Raw genomic sequence first — 15,251 nt, forward strand, 5'->3', positions numbered from 1 at the left:
TCCTAGAGCAGCAACGGGTGCAGCCATGAAAGTCTGGTATGACGCCTGCACGGGCAAACAAATCCGCTACGGAGCCGCCATCGGCAAACGCCTCCGCGCAGAAGGCCACGAATTTGTTTTCACCACACGTGAACACCCTGATACGGTTCCGCTCGCAAAACTTCTCGGCGAAAACCCCGTAGTCGTGGGCAAATACAGCCCCAGCACCCTCGCATCCCGACTCATAGAAAGCGCCAACCGCATAATCGAATTCTCCCAAATGTTTGGCAACCAAAAACCCGACGTCGCCATCGCCCACCAATCCGTCGAACTCTGCCGCGTCGCCTTCGGCTTGGGCATCCCCATAATCACAACCGCCGACACCCCCCACGCATACGCCGTCAACCGACTAACCCTCCCCTACGCCCACACCGTCGTCATCTCCAAAGCCCTACCCCAAAGCTTCCCAAAAAAATATGGCGCCCAAAACATCATCCAATTCAGCGGCGTAGACGAAGTCGCATGGATCAAAAACTTCAAACCCAAAAAAACAGCCAAAACCAAACCCCTTATCGTTCTGCGACAAGTCGAAACCAAAGCCGCCTACGCCACAAACAAACAAGACAACGCCCAAACCCTAGCAGAACAGCTCCGAAAACTCGGAGACGTGCATTTACTCGAAAGATACGGCTCCACGGGCGATGTGTTTGGAGAAAAAGCAAACTTTGAAGACTCCGCAAGTTTAGTGGCAAACGCCGACTTAGTTGTCAGTTACGGCGGCACTATCTCCCGCGAAGCCGCCCTGCAAGGCGTACCAAGCATCGCTACCTCAGATATGGCAAACACCAACGTCAACACCTACCTCGTCAAAAAAGGATTCCCCTTCTACATAACCACCGAACACGGCGTAATGCGCTACGCAAAAGCGCTGTTGGGCAAACGGTTCGACGTTTCAGACAAGCTTGCGGCATTAGAGAACCCTGTTGATGTCATCACAAAAGTTGCCCAAACCCTAAACCGATAACACTTCAACTCGGCTTCCCGGCTTAGCTTGGAATTTTTCTGCGGCACTACCCTGATTTAGTGCGACTTCTAAAAAGCCGTGACTGCCAATTAATGCGATTGCGGTTTGGGGTTCGGTGTCGCCGTAGGTTTTTACAAAGGGAAGCGTTAGGTTTAGGTCGGCTATTTTTAGGGTTATTGTTTGGGTTTGGGGAAGCTGTTTGGGTTGAAGGTTGGTGATGATGTTGCCAAACCCATCCACATGCAGCACCTCACCCGCCCAACCGCCATCTTTCTGAGTTACGTTGGCAAATGTGGGCGTTTTGGGGTCAGTCACTTCGGGTCCAAACTCCGAAGACTTCACGCCCAAATCCAAGTAGGCTGCAGCTGGTGCGAATATGTCTCGCCCATGAAACGTACCTGACACTTCAGCCCGCCTAAACTTTGGGTTAACTAACTCATAGACATGTTTGATGCCTTGCTGCTGGGCTGCAAGCATCAAAATGCCGTTGTCGGGTCCCACAAAAAACCCCCGCTGCGTCTCCACCACAATGCCCCGTCGAGCGGTGCCTACCCCCGGATCAACTACCCCCAAATGCACCGTGCCCGCGGGAAAATAGGGAGCCGCTGAAGCCAACGCGAAGGCCGCCTCTCGGACATCAAATTTAGCGACTTCATGAGTTATGTCGATAAGCACGGCGTTTTGGTTTAGGGATAAGATGACGCCTTTCATTTCGGCTACATAGGGGTCTTTTAACCCAAAATCCGTTGTCAACGTAATCAAATTATCCACCATGAACTACAGGGACAAACACGACTTCGTCGCCGTCACGTAGCTTCGTTTGGTAACCTGCCAGTACGCTGATTTCTTTCCCGTTGACAAGGACTAGACTGTTGGATTGGGCGCTGTTTAGGGTTTGGTCACTGAATACGTGTTTTACGTTGGGGAGTTGTCGGCAGATTTCTTCAACAGCATCTTTGATTGTGGCGTCTGCTGGAAGGTTAAGTGTGAATTGGGTTTTGCCTGAAAGATGACGCAGGGCACCGACAAATTTCACGGTGATAGTCATATTTATCTACGCTACCTTTAGAGGACGATGATTATAGCTATATCGTTAACGTTGGTTCCGGTTTGCCCCGTAAACACGAGGTCTCCTAGCGCGGCGAAGAAGTGGTAGGAGTCGTTTGCTGCCAAAAACTCCCTTGGATTTAACCCTGCGGTTGCCGCTCGTTTGAGTGTTGAAGAGTCAGCGATTGCTCCAGCAGCATCTGTGGGGCCATCCACGCCATCAGTGCCCACACAAACAACCACTGCCCCCTCAATGTCAAGTTTTTGCGCCGCGGACAAAGCGAGTTCTTGGTTGCGTCCTCCTTTGCCGCTGCCTGTGACTTTAACGGTTGTTTCTCCGCCAGCTATAATGGCTACGGGTTTAGGTTTAGGGTTACCTGAAGCAAGAACTTCTCTGGCTATGGCGGACAGGATATTGCCGACACATTTGGCTTCCCCCTCTATAGTCGAAGTCAACAAAACCGTGTCTACCCCTTCCCTTTCTAGATGTTCTTTGGCGGCAAGGCAGGCAGTTCGATTATTGCCCAAAACAACATTAAAAACTCGCTCAAAGGCAGGGTCAGCGGGCTTTGGCGTCTCAGCGATATGTCCCTTTATGCCGTTCATAATCACTTTTCGAACCGAATCAGACAGGTTTGTCCATAACTCGTATTTCTCTAAAACGCTTTTGGCGTCAGCAAACGTTGTAACATCAGCCACGGTAGGTCCCGACGCGATGACATCCAATGGGTCCCCGACCACATCAGAAAGAATGATGCTTATTATTGTGGCGGGGTATGCTTTTTTGGCAAGCCAGCCGCCCTTGAAGCCTGAAAGATGCTTCCTAACAGAATTTATCTCGTTTATTGTGGCTCCGCTTCTGAGTAAGGCGGACGTGAGTTCTTGTTTATCTTTTAGGCTGATGCCGTTGCGTGGGCAGCACAGGAGGCTAGAGCCACCGCCCGAGATTAGGCATATGACCAAATCGTTTTCGGTTGCTTTTTCGGCTAATTTGAGCATTTGTTTGGCTCCTTCGACTCCGGCTTGGTCAGGTAGGGGGTGGCTTGCTGGTTGAAGCCGTATTTTTTCTGTTCGGCTGGGGTCTCCGTAGGGTACGTTAACTACCCCCTCGGTCAATCCGTCACCTAAAACTGCCTCTATTGCCTCTGCCATTTGTCCTGATGCTTTTCCCCCGCCAACCACATATATGTGATAGAACTGGGCTAAATCAAAACTGTGCCCGTGCACTTGCAGATGGTTTTCTTTTAGGGTAAGTTGTGCTGCAACCAGCTTTTTGGGGTCTACAGCGTTTATAGCGATTTGTATGCTGTCGAGGGCTAAGCTGCGGGCTCTTCTTAGGCTTGATTTTTCGCCGTTTTCGATTAGTGCCTGCTTGTTTTTTATCAGCACCAAAACAACCCGCTTTATCCTGACGATGAAAAAGTGAACTATCGCTAATAATTGTTTAGTAAATTGAAAAACAAAAAAGCTTGTTAGCTTTCGAATCTTTCTTGTGTGAGGGTTTCCACGATGTCGGTGGCGATTGACACAATGGAATCAGCCTGTTTCATCATGGCGTCCCCGTTGACTTCTTCGAGTTGTGAAATCTGTTGTACTATGGTTTCGATTTCCATGAGAAACCGTAGTACAGAATCGTTGGTTGCGGGGTTCTTTGTGATTTCTTCACGGATGAGTATCTCGATGAAGGCGGGTTCACCTAGACTGTAGTAGATGGCGTTTCGGGCTTTTCTTATGGCTTCTAAAACAAGGTTTGGTGCCATGTAGGGTATTTTTCTTGCCGCTTCTAATTCGGCTTTGGCTTCCCGAAGATACCTAATTGCCCACCCTTTTCGGTACTCATCCATCATGAGGTATTTTCCCAAACTGTTTATTCGGCAACTTCTTCGATGTCTACATCATCATCGGCGTTTTGAGCTTTTGCGAGTGCAATGGTGCGTGTGATATAACCAGCGGTTTTGTTGCGTACGCGTGTTGTGGTGCCTTGTGTTAGTTGGTCGACTAAGCGTTTATTGTCATCAAAGTTAGTGTTGAATTTGTTTGGAAACTTTTCCATCAGTTCTTTGCCGAGGTGTTTTATCTGTTCAGTTTTTACTTTTCCCAGGATTATTCCTCCAAGTTAACTTGCTTTCTCCGACCGTTTAAAAACGTAGGAGCAACTCTCAATAGATAGGAGCCTTAATTTAAGTTTGCGCCTCAACCCCACAATTTTTCAAACCAGCAAGCCGCAGCGTGGGCGTTGCTAAAAAAAATTGAAGGGTTAGTTTAGTTTTATATTAAAGAAGGTTTCAAAGTTCTCAACTATTTGTTGCGCGACTTCTTCGGGGGGTATTTTTTTGATTTCAGCTACTGCAGCCACGACGTTTTGGATGTAGGAGGGCTTGGTTAATTGTCCGTTGAAGGGTTTTTTCCAGTAGGTTACGGGGCCATCGGTTTCGGTTAGAAAGTTTGTTAGGGGCGTGTTTTCGACGACTTCTCGGATGCCATTGGAGTAGGTTACTGGGGGACCCTCGGTGATGTAGTAGCCGCTGTCTATAGCTTTGGCGAGCACGGTCATAGGATAACTAAACCAGTGGAGCAGCACCCGTTTGAGGTTGTATGAGGGTAGCATATCTACGATTTTGTCGGTTGTGCCTCTTGAATGGATTATGACTGGCAGATTGAGGGTTTCGGCGAGGTGCAGCATGCGGTCAAACACCATGGTTTGTTTTTCCCAGATGGTTTCATATTTGTTGTCTAAGCCGATTTCTCCTATTGCCCGAATTTTTCCTTTATTTTTTAGGATGAACTCAACGGTGTCTTCAAGTTCGTTTTCTTGAAGAACATTCACATTCCAGGGGTGGATGCCCATTGCTGGATAAACTAAGTCAGGATATTGTTCGGCTAGTTTGAGGTCGTTTTGGCAGCTTTTGAGGTCCAACGAGTTGGTTACTAGGGCTACTAACCCAGCTTCTTTTGCGTCTGCTATTACCTCTTCAATATGGCCTGCGTATCCTGCGTCTGAGAGATGGATATGTGCGTCTACAAGTTTCATTTCTTTTCAGCGCTATATTCACGGTTTCGGGTTTTAAAAATTTTCTTAGTTTACCCGTGCTAGGTTTTAGGTTAAACTCTATTTTAACGTAAAAACAGATAACAAAGGTTAAATATTGCCTTAAAGAGAAAAAGAAGCTAAAGAGATGTCGATATGACAGAATTAGAAATAGCTGTAGCCCCCATGCACAGATTATGCAAGAAAGCAGGCGCTGACAGAGTAAGCGAAGCAGCAGCAAAAGAACTAGCAAAGGCACTTGAGGAAATCGGCGTAAAAGTAGCTAAAGAGGCACTTGATTTTGCGATGCACGCCGGAAGAAAAACAATCAAAGCCGAAGACATAGAGATTGCTGCAAAAAAAGTCATGGGCAAATAATTCAAAGTAACCTCGCGTTTCTCTCTTCTTTTTTCTTTTTCTCGTTGCGGGGCGGCTATGTAGTTGCGGAGCTATCCCAAAGGAACTGGAAATACTCGCGTGCAAACCCCACTAAGCCAACATGATTACTCCATATAACAAGGCTAGGCTTATCCTCACCCAAAAACAGCATGGCTTCTTTGCCGTCCGCGATTATGCCGCCGCCAAACATGTGATCCCTAATACGCATCTCGCTTAGGCCGCTGAATTTTTTGATGAAACTCCAGTCTTCTTTGCTGCCTGCTGCCATCAGCTTTACCTTTACGGTCTTTTTTAATCCGTTGCCTAAGAGAGGTTCAGCCATAGCGATTAGGGGTTTGGCGAATTCGGGGGCTGCTATGACTATTTCAATGGTGGCTTTGCTGACGACTTCTTTGACTTTTCCCAGTGTCGCTTGTTGTCCTCGCAGAATTAGCATGTCAGGGCGTTCGACTAGTTCTCGTTTCTCATAGAGTGGTTGAAGTGTGTCAGCGAGGGTGTTTTCCCATCCTGCATATTTGTCTTCTAGGCGTAGTTTGGTTATGCGGGTGGCTTCTAGCGGGGGAACGGGGTAATATTTGAAGGGGCGGTCTTCGCTGCTTTTTATCCAGCCTTTCTGTTTTAGCTCGTTGAGGACTTCGTAGATTTTGCTGTAGGGCACGTTGGCTTGTTGGCTGATTTCCATAGCTGTCATTTGGCCGCCTTCTAGAAGTGCAAGGTACGTGTCGATTTCGTAGGCGTTTAACCCCATTTCGCGTAGTGCAGAACGGGTTTCGTCGTTTACTGCCATGTTTTTCCCCTCAATCACCTTAGGAAACGTTTGGAAACCTTATTATCGTGTTTTCTGCTCTTAAGCCCTTCGTCATTAACGCTTACACGTTAGAAGGCAAATTTCGATGAAAGATATTAAACCGACTAAAAGTCTCTGTCCTGAATGCCTCAAACCTATCGATGCTACTATCTTTGAAGATGAAGGAAAAGTTTTCATCAAAAAAGATTGTCCCCAGCATGGTCATTTTCAGGAACTTTACTGGTCAGACTACGACCAATATGTACGCGCCGAAAAATTCCGCAGTGAAGGAACAGGTGTAGAAAATCCGCGAACCGAGAAGAAGCTTGGTTGCCCTAGTGACTGTGGCATCTGCCCAGAACACAAATCCCACACTGCCCTAGCAATCATTGACATAACCAACCGCTGCAACCTCAAATGCCCCGTCTGTTTTGCTAACGCAAACTACGCAGGCTACGTTTACGAGCCCACTATGGAGCAGGTTGTTGGCATGCTGGAGAACCTGCGTGCAACTAAACCTGTACCAGCACAGGCCTTGCAGTTCAGCGGTGGAGAACCAACCATCCGCAAAGAACTCCCAACTATGGTCCGTAAAGCCAAGGAATTAGGCTTTAACCACGTTGAAGTTAACACTAACGGCTTACGTCTCAGCCAAGACGTGGAATTCTGCAAGGAACTCAAAGAAGCAGGCGTCAGCACAATCTATCTCCAGTTTGATGGCTTAACCTCAGATGTATACAAGTACATCCGTGGCGTCGACTTGCTTGACATAAAGATGAAAGCCCTCGAGAACCTTAGCGCCGCCGGCTGGAACAGCGTCGTGCTGGTTGTTACCCTAGTTAAGGGCGTTAACGACAGTCAACTAGGTGACATCGTAAGGTTTGCAGCTAAAAACTGTGACGTCGTACGGTGCATTAACGTTCAGCCAGTTTCACTCTGTGGTCGTTTGCCGCCTGATGAACGCGAAAAGATGCGTATCACTATCCCTGACTTCATGAAAAAAGTCGAGGAACAAACTGAAGGTGTGATTAAAACCAGCGACTTTTACCCTGTTCCCGTGGTCGTTCCCGTCTCGAAAGCGGTTGGCGCCATCAAAGACAAACGCTACGTCGAATTCACATCGCACCCCCACTGCGGCATGGCAACGTTTGTCTTCATTGAAGACGGTAAAATTACGCCAATCACCCGATACGGCAACATTGACAAATTCGTCGCGACCCTTCAAAGCGTCTATGACGATGCAGCCAAAGGCAACAAGAGCAAAGCTAAACTCCGCCTTGTCGGTGCCGGTCGCCACATCAAATTCGGATTCCTACGCAAATACGTGCTCAAAGTGCTGGTTAACGGAGACTACAAGTCGCTTGGCGACTTTGCGCGCTCTGCAGTTCTGATTTCCTCGATGCACTTCATGGATCCCTATAACTTTGACCTTGAACGTGTTCAGCGCTGTGTCATTCACTATGCAGTTCCCGACGGCAGAATCATACCTTTCTGTACAATGAACTCTATTCACCGTGCTGATGTAGAAAAGAAACTTGGTGTGCCAATCAAAGAGTGGCAAAACAAACATAAGGTTGAAATAAGTCAGACAATTTAATTGTTGAGATATCAACATTTGGCAAGGTGAAAACATGGGTGGAAAAAAGAAGCTTGGCATAAAGCAGATGGAAAAGCAGCAGGTAAAAACTGACGAAGACAAAGAAGCGAAGAAGAAAGATAAACCGTCAGGTCCGCCACAGAAGAAAATTACTGTGGGCATTATGACTCCAGACGTTAAAGACGCTAAGGTCATTGCTGAAGCTAAAAAGATGGGTGTGTTAACTCCCTACTCAATAGCGACTCGCTACGGTATACGCATCAGTGCAGCAAAGGACTTCCTAGAGCAGCTAGAAGCCAACGGCGCTATACAGTTAGTCTCTAGTAGCCATAATCTGAAAATCTACAAGTCAGCAGCTTAAACTGCTACTAATCTTTATTTTAACATAAATGGAGTTCTGGATTTGAGTTTCCCCGAAAGAGTATACACTCTTGAAGAAGTAAAAAATGCTAAAATGTTAGTTGACCAAGGGTACAAACACACCATAACAGTAGAGGGTGCTCCAGGATTCACGGAAAAAGTCAATCAAGCCCTTGAATTAATCAAAGTGGCAGGTTACTTTGAGTTCCTGCAAACTTTCATAAGGAAAATCCAAGAAATCGACGGCATAACCCAACTTAGAGAAACTGAAGTTTCGATTTGGGCAAACAAATTCGCCGTAGAAAACCCCGTGGACGCAGCCAGCCTCTTTGTGCAAAAAGCGCTCAGCATGAAAGAGTACCTTGAAGGCGAACTCTACTATGGCGGCAACGCTGAAAAACGCTCAGTCACCAAACGTATAGAGTTTCTTGAAGTGCTCAAGGAGAAAACTGCTGATGCTTCTGTGAAAGAAGAATGCGGACGGCTTCTTGACCTTTGGAAAGAAAGTTCTTGGTCCTTTTAAGTTGAGGCTAACTGTGCTCTGATTGTTAAGCCGCTTTTTATTTGCTTAAATATTTCTAGGTTTCCCGTAATTTTGCCTAAAACGTTTACTGGACTGTAGGGTTGAGATTTTCCATAGAACACGCACAAAGCGCTGCCCATAGGCCAAAACGCTATAGTGCCAGCTTCTACGGTGGCTTTGGATTTTTCTTCCCCCATTTTTATGGGAATTTCAAAATAGACTTCTTCTTTCCAAAGAGCTGCCCGTCCCTCTACAGGGAATTTTCGGACAATAGCGTCGATAGTTCGTGGCGCTAAGAAACGAACAAGTTCCCCCTCTGCTTCCCCTAACCCCTCGATGAGAAACTTTATTTTTATCCGCGAAACGCCTTCGTCATTACTCAACTATACATGCCCCTCTAAGAAATCCAATAAGGTGCAGACTCTGAGGGTATATTGCGCGAAGTGTAATTTTAACTTTACACTTGCCTGTATCCTCAAAAGAATAGAGAGAAAATTATAGGAGACTCAAAACTGTTTTCCCAATGAACTCTACCTGTTCATCGCTTACTCCGGGGTGAATGGGCAGCGAAAGCACTTGTTTGGCTGCTTTCTCAGTTTCAGGTAGTGCCTTGGCGCCGTAAGTCTCTCGATAAAACGGCATTTGATGAACTGGGTTAGTGTAGTATGCCTCTGCGCCGATGCCGACTTTTTTGAGTTCTGCCATAAGCTTGTTGCGTTGTTCTTCAGTAGCGTCTTTTATTCTTGCCGTATAGAGGTACCAGCTATGCAGCCTGTCTTTGGATTCAGTGGGCAAAACTAGTTTGTTGTTCTTCTCCAAGATGCTGGTTAACAACTGAGCGTTTCGGCGACGTTTAGCCACAAAATCAGGCAGCCTTTTTAGCTGTACATTGCCTATGGCGGCTTGCATCTCTGACATGCGGTAGTTGGTTCCCAAAATAATCGAAGTATACTTGACCTTGTTTTCGCCGTGAGTGCGAATCATCCTCAAGGTTTCCTCTAATTTATCATCGTTTGTGGTTGCGACGCCGCCTTCGCCAGTCATGATGTTTTTGCTTGCATACATACTCCAGCAGGCAATGTCACTGACGGCGCCTGCAGGTTTACCCTCATAAGTTAAACCATGTGCTTGTGCTGCGTCTTCCACAAGGGCTAAGCCGTGTTTGTCGGCGATTTCCCGAAGCGGCTTCATATCCGCAGAGTAACCATACAAATCCACAGGCAAAATGGCCTTGGTTTTAGGTGTCAATGCTTTTTCTACTGCAGATGGCGCGAGGTTGTAGGTTTGCGGGTCTATGTCGGCGAAAACAGGTTTGCCGCCTGCCAACGCCACAGCTTCCGCAGTGGCAACAAAGGTGAAACTTGGTAAGATAACTTCGTCTCCATGTTTTACACCAACAGCCATGATGGCGGCGTGTAGGGCTGCGGTACCAGTGTTAACGGCGATTGCATGCTTAGCGTTTGCCATTTCTGCAAAGCCACGTTCAAACTCGGTAACTGCGGCTCCAGCACCTAATCCGCTGGTTAACATGCCGCTACGCATCACTTTCTCAACTGCTTGAATTTCTTCTTCGCCGATTTTTGGGAGATTAATATATATCACGATTTCTGCCTCGCTTGTTAGAGTAAAGTACGTTTTGCATATTTTAATTTACTCAGACGCAAGAGCTATTCGATTGCCATTTCCTGCGTCGTCTTATAATCCGTAATAACCCTGATGCCGCGTTGCCTAACCTCCTCATCCAAACCCGAATCTCCTGTGTCAGCTCGCAAACTCACAAGCCTATCCAACTTGCTTTTAGTGGCAATTACGGTGATGTTGTCAACGCCGACTTTGCGGATGACTTTTGCGCTGATTTGCTGATTACCCCTGCCAAAAATAAAGCCCTGCCCACCAATAGGAGTCACCACAATACGTGAGGCTTTGCCTTCGAGGGCTTGGAGGGTCTGTTTTTCGTTAACGTCTTTTTGGATGATTTTTTTGTTCCAAAACAAGTCCACGCCCAGCAACGTTTTTTTCTGGTCCAAAAGGTCTGCGACGGTGCGGGTGGTGGTTCCTGGACCCACAATGTAGAGCACGTCGGGCTGCATTTCCTCGATGAGGTAGAGGGCGATGGCGGCTTGGTTTTCCACCTCGTTTATTGTTGTGGGGCTTTCCATTTTGTTGCCTTGAATCAGATGCGGCTCAAAGGGGCTGAGCATGTACCCGTAGAGTTCCGCGGAGAGGTGTCCTTGGCGAAATTCCTGTTCATCTATATCCATGACCTCTGCTTCCCGTAGCGGTAGCCCATACCACAAGTAAGTTATGGCTACTCTTGCCGCCGCTTGGGGACTCACCGCAAATAATGCACTATGCATCTTAACCCCTGTCGGAACACCCAGCACGGGGACTTTGAGTTCCACGATTTTTTGGATGTCGCGGGTGGTTCCGTCGCCGCCACAATAAACCAGCAAGTCTACTCCTGCTTCTATGATGGCTTTGGCGATGGCTTGAGTGTCCTCAGAGGAGGTTTCTGTTTTTGCTTCTCCTACAACTTGGATGTTGAAGCCCAACTTTTTTGCTTTACTCTCTCCCATGTCGCCTGCACCGACAACTAGTTTTAGGTGCTCTTTGGCGGCTGATAGTTCGGTTAAAAATGTTTGAGCGCGTTGTGTAGCGATGGGTTTGGCGCCAAGCTGGATGGCTTGTTGGAGGATGGCTTTGCCGTCTGTGCCTTTAAGTCCGACGGCTCCGCCCATGCCTGCGACTGGGTTTACTATGAAGCCCACGGTTTTTGTTGGGATAGCCTGTGTCATTGGTTGTTAACCTGTGTAGTAATAGGGCATGTGGGGTTAATAAAAAGTAGAAATTGATTTGTTCTAAAGATAATTTTGATAGCTTGAATATGTCACCATTCAACGCGATTCCTCTTTTTTGCGTTAAAAAAATGGGGTATGGTTCATCGGCGGCTTATCCACCAGATGAACCCTATTATTGCGGGTATTGCGACTATGGCCGCTATCCAGATCAGTATCGTTACCATTGAGCCAACTACGTAATCAACGGTGAAGCTTGCAATCGCTGTGTTCCAGTATCCGTCCACGTAGACTTTGATGGCGAACGCGATGAAGAGTAGCGGAGAGATTGCGCCTCCAGCTCGGGAACCCTTTTTTGAGCCTTTGCCGCCGAGGTTGTATTGGGTTTTTTCTGCTTCGGGGAGCCGTTTCCACCATTGCCAGCCGATGACTGCGCCGATGCCTGCCGGGATGCCGATTAGTACCAGTTCCCAGAAGATGGCGTGGAGAATGAACAACACCAGATTATTCATTGACCACAGGTTCAGGGTAGCTGGAACCAAATCTACTGTTTGTGCGTTACCCGTAAACCATACGAAGACGTATACTGCGCCTGCAACCGCCAAAACTGCAGCGGCAGTAAACGCCGTGAATGCAGCTTTGTGGTTTTTTATGAATCGTCTCCAGTCTGATTCGTTTGGTGTTTGGGGTTGTTGGGTCATGCTTTGTCCCTCTGCTGTTTATGCTTTTGAGGTTTGTGTAGGCTGGAAGGGCTGTGCTGGTTGTTGGGGTGGAGTGTAGCCGTAGGGTTGGGCAGTGTATTGTGGGGTTGATTGGTTCTTCATGCTGAAGAAGCCTATGGCGGCGAATATCCAGGCGATGAAGATTAGCACTAAGCCGACGAGGATTATGGTTAGTATGGAGCCGACCCAGAGTAGGGTGCCTGCGGTTGCAAATGTTTGGTCGCCTGATTTTTCTGCGAGGATGTTGAAGGTTGTTTTTAGGTGTGTTGCGGCAAGCACGTAGAAGACAAATGCGGTAACGAGGCCTGCGATTAATGCGATTAAGCCGACGCCAAAGCCTGCGGTGAATGCGAATGAGCCTGTTAAGCCAAAGCCTATTGCTGATGCGAAGCCGATGACCATTGCTGTTACTGCTACGGTTGCTGCGACTAAAGCAACGATGTAGTATTTGATGCCCGTCCAAGAGTTCTGGTAGATGCGTTCATCTTGATATTGTGCTGAGAACTCCTTCATGCTTTTGAGGAGCAGCACGATGCCAATTATACCTAGGACCCATCCAACATATGGGATTATGCTGAGCAGAAGCAGTATTGATGCTTCGCCAGCTAGTTTTTTGTTATTTTCAAAGTTCATGTTCATTTTTTTTAGCCTCCGAATTCTGGATTTGCCTATGTCTGGTTCGCGATATAGCCCTAACATTTAGAAGATAATTGGTTGGGGAGTACTGGGGTTTAGAATTTGGGGCTCTAAGGGTTAGAGTTCACTCTTTGCGGGCCTAAAAAACCGTGATTCGATTCGTTTGAACAGAATTTGGGGTTAAACTGGATTAGGGTCAGAAAACAAAAAGGAAAAATAGAAAGAGACGCAGTTTGCGTCTAACTATTTTTTTAGCCGATGTATTGTTTGGAGACTTCGCTTAGCCATGGGTAGAGTTTGCGGAGTTTCTCCATGGATTCGGCGACTTTTTCGGCTGGATACTCGTAGGGTTGAAGGTGTCCATTGAAGTATTCATCGTAGGCGGACATGTCAAAGAATCCGTGACCCGTCAAGGCGAACAACAAAGTTTTTTGTGTGTTGGTTTTTGCGCATGCTCGGGCTTCGTCGCAGACTGCTTTGATGGCGTGGGTGGATTCTGGTGAGGGGATGATGCCTTCGCTTCGGATGAAGATTTTTGCTGCGTCAAACGCCTCAACTTGGTTGACGGCTAGGGTGCTGATTTGTTTTTCTTTGGCTAGCACGCTGATGGTTGGGGCGATGCCGTGGTATCGGAGTCCTCCCGCGTGGATTGGGGCTGGCATGAAGTCGTGACCAAGGGTGTGCATGGGGACAAGTGGAGTTAGTTTGGCGGTGTCGCCGTGGTCATAGGTGTAGTAGCCGCGTGTGACCTTGGGGCATGCTGTTGGTTCAACTGCGATGAATTTGGTTTCTTTAGGTGCCTTCTTGGAGGTTTTGTCGTAGTAGAATGGCCAGAACAGACCTGAGAAGCTGCTGCCTCCACCGATGCAGCCGTAAATCGCGTCAGGGTAGTCCTCTACCATTGCCAACTGCTTTTGGGCTTCTAGGCCAGCGACGGTTTGGTGCATGCAGACGTGGTTGAAGACGCTGCCGATGGTATAGTTGGCTTTCTTGCTGGTCTTCTCGCTTTCTAATGAGTCCTCGACGGCTTCGCTGATGGCTATGCCGAGGCTGCCTCTGCTGTCGGGGTCTTCGGCGAGGATTTTTCTGCCTGCCGCGGTTCTGTTGCTTGGGCTGGCGACGCATTCGGCGCCGAAAGCATTCATCATGGCTTTGCGGTAGGGCTTCTGGTCGAAGCTTGCGCGGACCATGTAGACTGTGGCTTCTAAGCCGAATTTGTTAGCTGCAAAGCTGAGTGCGCTACCCCATTGTCCTGCGCCTGTTTCGGTTGTGACGCGGGTGATGCCTTCTTTCATGTTGTAATAGGCTTGGGGTACGGCGCTGTTGGTTTTGTGGCTTCCCGAGGGGGAGACACCTTCGTACTTGTAGTAAATTTTAGCTGGTGTCTTGAGCGCTTTCTCGAGGCTGAAGGCGCGGAAGAGGGGGCTGGGTCTCCAGATGCGGTAGACTTCTCGGACGTCTTCTGGGATGTCTATCCAGCGGTCTTGGCTGATTTCTTGTCCGATGATTGCTTTGGGGAAAATTCTAGGGACGATGCCGACGCCTGGTTTTCCGGTTTCCGCTTCTATGAAGGGCGGAAGGGGATGGGGCAGGTCGGGCACGATGTTGTACCATTGTTTTGGTATGTCTTCTTCTTTGAGTAGGATTTTTTTGTCTGGCAAGATTCTTCGCCTTTGGGTAGAGAACTGTTCTTTGAGGATTTATTTAAGGCTTTTGTGAACATAAACGTACATGACTGTATAGGTTTTGGACAACACATTTATACCCAAACAAACAACCATACCAGCGACCACCACATGTGGAACAAAATCAAAACCCAACTCGACGACTACCCCGAACGCCTAAAAGTCGCACGCGTACTCATAGAAAACGGCTTATCCGCCCAAGACGACAAAATCTACCTCAACCAAATCGAAATCCCCCCCATCCGCATCGCACGCGTCGCAGGCGTCGACCGACGAACCGTCAACGAAACCCTCACAACAATCCACGACAACCCCGAACTTCGCATGATATTTGAAGAAATCCGCCCCGCAGGCCACAGCCTAAAAGAAATCGCCAAACACCTAAACCTCGGCGTGCTTGAAATCACCCCCACCAGCGCTGGCACACGAGGCATACTTGCCAACACAGCCATGGCTCTTAGCAAAGCCGGACTGGGTATTCGGCAAGCCATTGTAGATGACCCTGAACTCTCACCTGAACCAAAACTTACACTCATTGTGGAGAAAAAAATCCCCGGCGAACTCATTCCTGAGTTGCTAAAGATTCCGGGCGTTGCAAAAGTATCTGTCTACTGACAAAAGCCGAGGCACCCCTACGGATAGGGGAGTTATGCTTGGTCTGGTCAGACC

The 15,251-nt window shown here is 47.9% G+C and carries 19 protein-coding genes; 6 read left to right on the forward strand and 13 right to left on the reverse strand.

The window, feature by feature from the left end; translation table 11 throughout:
- Window positions 1-25 precede the first annotated feature (25 nt).
- Window positions 26-1,003, forward strand: a complete 978-nt coding sequence (locus NWE92_02040) for a DUF354 domain-containing protein (GenBank protein MCW4028411.1) — start codon at window positions 26-28, stop codon at window positions 1,001-1,003.
- Here NWE92_02040 and NWE92_02045 read toward each other — a convergent pair.
- From NWE92_02045 to NWE92_02070, 6 genes are all read right to left on the reverse strand, one after another.
- Window positions 992-1,765, reverse strand: a complete 774-nt coding sequence (locus NWE92_02045; protein MCW4028412.1) for an S-adenosyl-l-methionine hydroxide adenosyltransferase family protein — start codon at window positions 1,763-1,765, stop codon at window positions 992-994. The two genes, NWE92_02040 and NWE92_02045, sit on opposite strands and share 12 nt — an antisense overlap.
- Before the next feature lies 1 nt (window position 1,766).
- Entirely contained in the window at window positions 1,767-2,051 is a 285-nt protein-coding gene (locus NWE92_02050; GenBank protein MCW4028413.1) for a MoaD/ThiS family protein, read from the reverse strand.
- A gap of 17 nt (window positions 2,052-2,068) precedes the next feature.
- The gene (locus NWE92_02055; GenBank protein MCW4028414.1) at window positions 2,069-3,439 is read right to left on the reverse strand and encodes a glycerate kinase; all 1,371 of its coding nucleotides are present in this window, start codon (window positions 3,437-3,439) and stop codon (window positions 2,069-2,071) included.
- Between the two features lie 83 nt (window positions 3,440-3,522).
- A complete protein-coding gene (locus NWE92_02060) occupies window positions 3,523-3,912 on the reverse strand; it encodes a hypothetical protein (GenBank protein ID MCW4028415.1) in 390 nt (129 codons plus the stop codon).
- A gap of 5 nt (window positions 3,913-3,917) precedes the next feature.
- The gene (locus NWE92_02065) at window positions 3,918-4,151 is read right to left on the reverse strand and encodes a 30S ribosomal protein S17e (GenBank protein ID MCW4028416.1); all 234 of its coding nucleotides are present in this window, start codon (window positions 4,149-4,151) and stop codon (window positions 3,918-3,920) included.
- Between the two features lie 156 nt (window positions 4,152-4,307).
- The gene (locus NWE92_02070; GenBank protein ID MCW4028417.1) at window positions 4,308-5,081 is read right to left on the reverse strand and encodes a TatD family hydrolase; all 774 of its coding nucleotides are present in this window, start codon (window positions 5,079-5,081) and stop codon (window positions 4,308-4,310) included.
- A 153-nt stretch (window positions 5,082-5,234) separates the two neighbouring features.
- Here NWE92_02070 and NWE92_02075 point away from each other — a divergent pair, with 153 nt between their 5' ends.
- Window positions 5,235-5,456: an NFYB/HAP3 family transcription factor subunit gene (locus tag NWE92_02075; protein ID MCW4028418.1), complete on the forward strand. Its 222-nt coding sequence runs from the start codon at window positions 5,235-5,237 to the stop codon at window positions 5,454-5,456.
- Window positions 5,457-5,511: 55 nt separating this feature from the next.
- Here NWE92_02075 and NWE92_02080 read toward each other — a convergent pair whose 3' ends face one another.
- The gene (locus NWE92_02080) at window positions 5,512-6,264 is read right to left on the reverse strand and encodes a TrmB family transcriptional regulator (protein ID MCW4028419.1); all 753 of its coding nucleotides are present in this window, start codon (window positions 6,262-6,264) and stop codon (window positions 5,512-5,514) included.
- 106 nt (window positions 6,265-6,370) lie between these two features.
- Between NWE92_02080 and NWE92_02085 the strand changes: the two genes are divergently transcribed.
- The 3 genes from NWE92_02085 to NWE92_02095 are packed head-to-tail and all read left to right on the forward strand — an operon-like array spanning window position 6,371 to window position 8,744.
- The gene (locus NWE92_02085) at window positions 6,371-7,861 is read left to right on the forward strand and encodes a radical SAM protein (protein MCW4028420.1); all 1,491 of its coding nucleotides are present in this window, start codon (window positions 6,371-6,373) and stop codon (window positions 7,859-7,861) included.
- Window positions 7,862-7,895: 34 nt separating this feature from the next.
- Window positions 7,896-8,222, forward strand: a complete 327-nt coding sequence (locus tag NWE92_02090) for a hypothetical protein (GenBank protein ID MCW4028421.1) — start codon at window positions 7,896-7,898, stop codon at window positions 8,220-8,222.
- 42 nt (window positions 8,223-8,264) lie between these two features.
- A complete protein-coding gene (locus tag NWE92_02095) occupies window positions 8,265-8,744 on the forward strand; it encodes a hypothetical protein (protein ID MCW4028422.1) in 480 nt (159 codons plus the stop codon).
- Here the strand turns inward: NWE92_02095 and NWE92_02100 are convergent.
- The 6 genes from NWE92_02100 to NWE92_02125 form a co-directional block, all read right to left on the reverse strand.
- Window positions 8,741-9,127 carry a cyclophilin-like fold protein gene (locus NWE92_02100; GenBank protein MCW4028423.1) on the reverse strand — a complete coding sequence of 129 codons (387 nt, stop codon included), beginning with the start codon at window positions 9,125-9,127 and terminating at the stop codon, window positions 8,741-8,743. The two genes, NWE92_02095 and NWE92_02100, sit on opposite strands and share 4 nt — an antisense overlap.
- Before the next feature lie 112 nt (window positions 9,128-9,239).
- Window positions 9,240-10,346 carry a DegT/DnrJ/EryC1/StrS family aminotransferase gene (locus tag NWE92_02105; GenBank protein ID MCW4028424.1) on the reverse strand — a complete coding sequence of 369 codons (1,107 nt, stop codon included), beginning with the start codon at window positions 10,344-10,346 and terminating at the stop codon, window positions 9,240-9,242.
- Window positions 10,347-10,411: 65 nt separating this feature from the next.
- The gene (locus tag NWE92_02110; protein MCW4028425.1) at window positions 10,412-11,539 is read right to left on the reverse strand and encodes an ATP-NAD kinase family protein; all 1,128 of its coding nucleotides are present in this window, start codon (window positions 11,537-11,539) and stop codon (window positions 10,412-10,414) included.
- 143 nt (window positions 11,540-11,682) lie between these two features.
- The gene (locus tag NWE92_02115; protein MCW4028426.1) at window positions 11,683-12,240 is read right to left on the reverse strand and encodes a hypothetical protein; all 558 of its coding nucleotides are present in this window, start codon (window positions 12,238-12,240) and stop codon (window positions 11,683-11,685) included.
- An 18-nt stretch (window positions 12,241-12,258) separates the two neighbouring features.
- A complete protein-coding gene (locus NWE92_02120) occupies window positions 12,259-12,894 on the reverse strand; it encodes a DUF996 domain-containing protein (GenBank protein MCW4028427.1) in 636 nt (211 codons plus the stop codon).
- 254 nt (window positions 12,895-13,148) lie between these two features.
- Window positions 13,149-14,558: a TrpB-like pyridoxal phosphate-dependent enzyme gene (locus tag NWE92_02125; GenBank protein ID MCW4028428.1), complete on the reverse strand. Its 1,410-nt coding sequence runs from the start codon at window positions 14,556-14,558 to the stop codon at window positions 13,149-13,151.
- A gap of 135 nt (window positions 14,559-14,693) precedes the next feature.
- Here NWE92_02125 and NWE92_02130 point away from each other — a divergent pair, with 135 nt between their 5' ends.
- On the forward strand, window positions 14,694-15,197 hold the full coding sequence (locus NWE92_02130; GenBank protein ID MCW4028429.1) for an amino acid-binding protein: 504 nt from the start codon (window positions 14,694-14,696) through the stop codon (window positions 15,195-15,197).
- Window positions 15,198-15,251: the final 54 nt, after the last annotated feature.

The organism is Candidatus Bathyarchaeota archaeon (genome assembly GCA_026014745.1).
Lineage (GTDB): Archaea > Thermoproteota > Bathyarchaeia > Bathyarchaeales > Bathycorpusculaceae > Bathycorpusculum.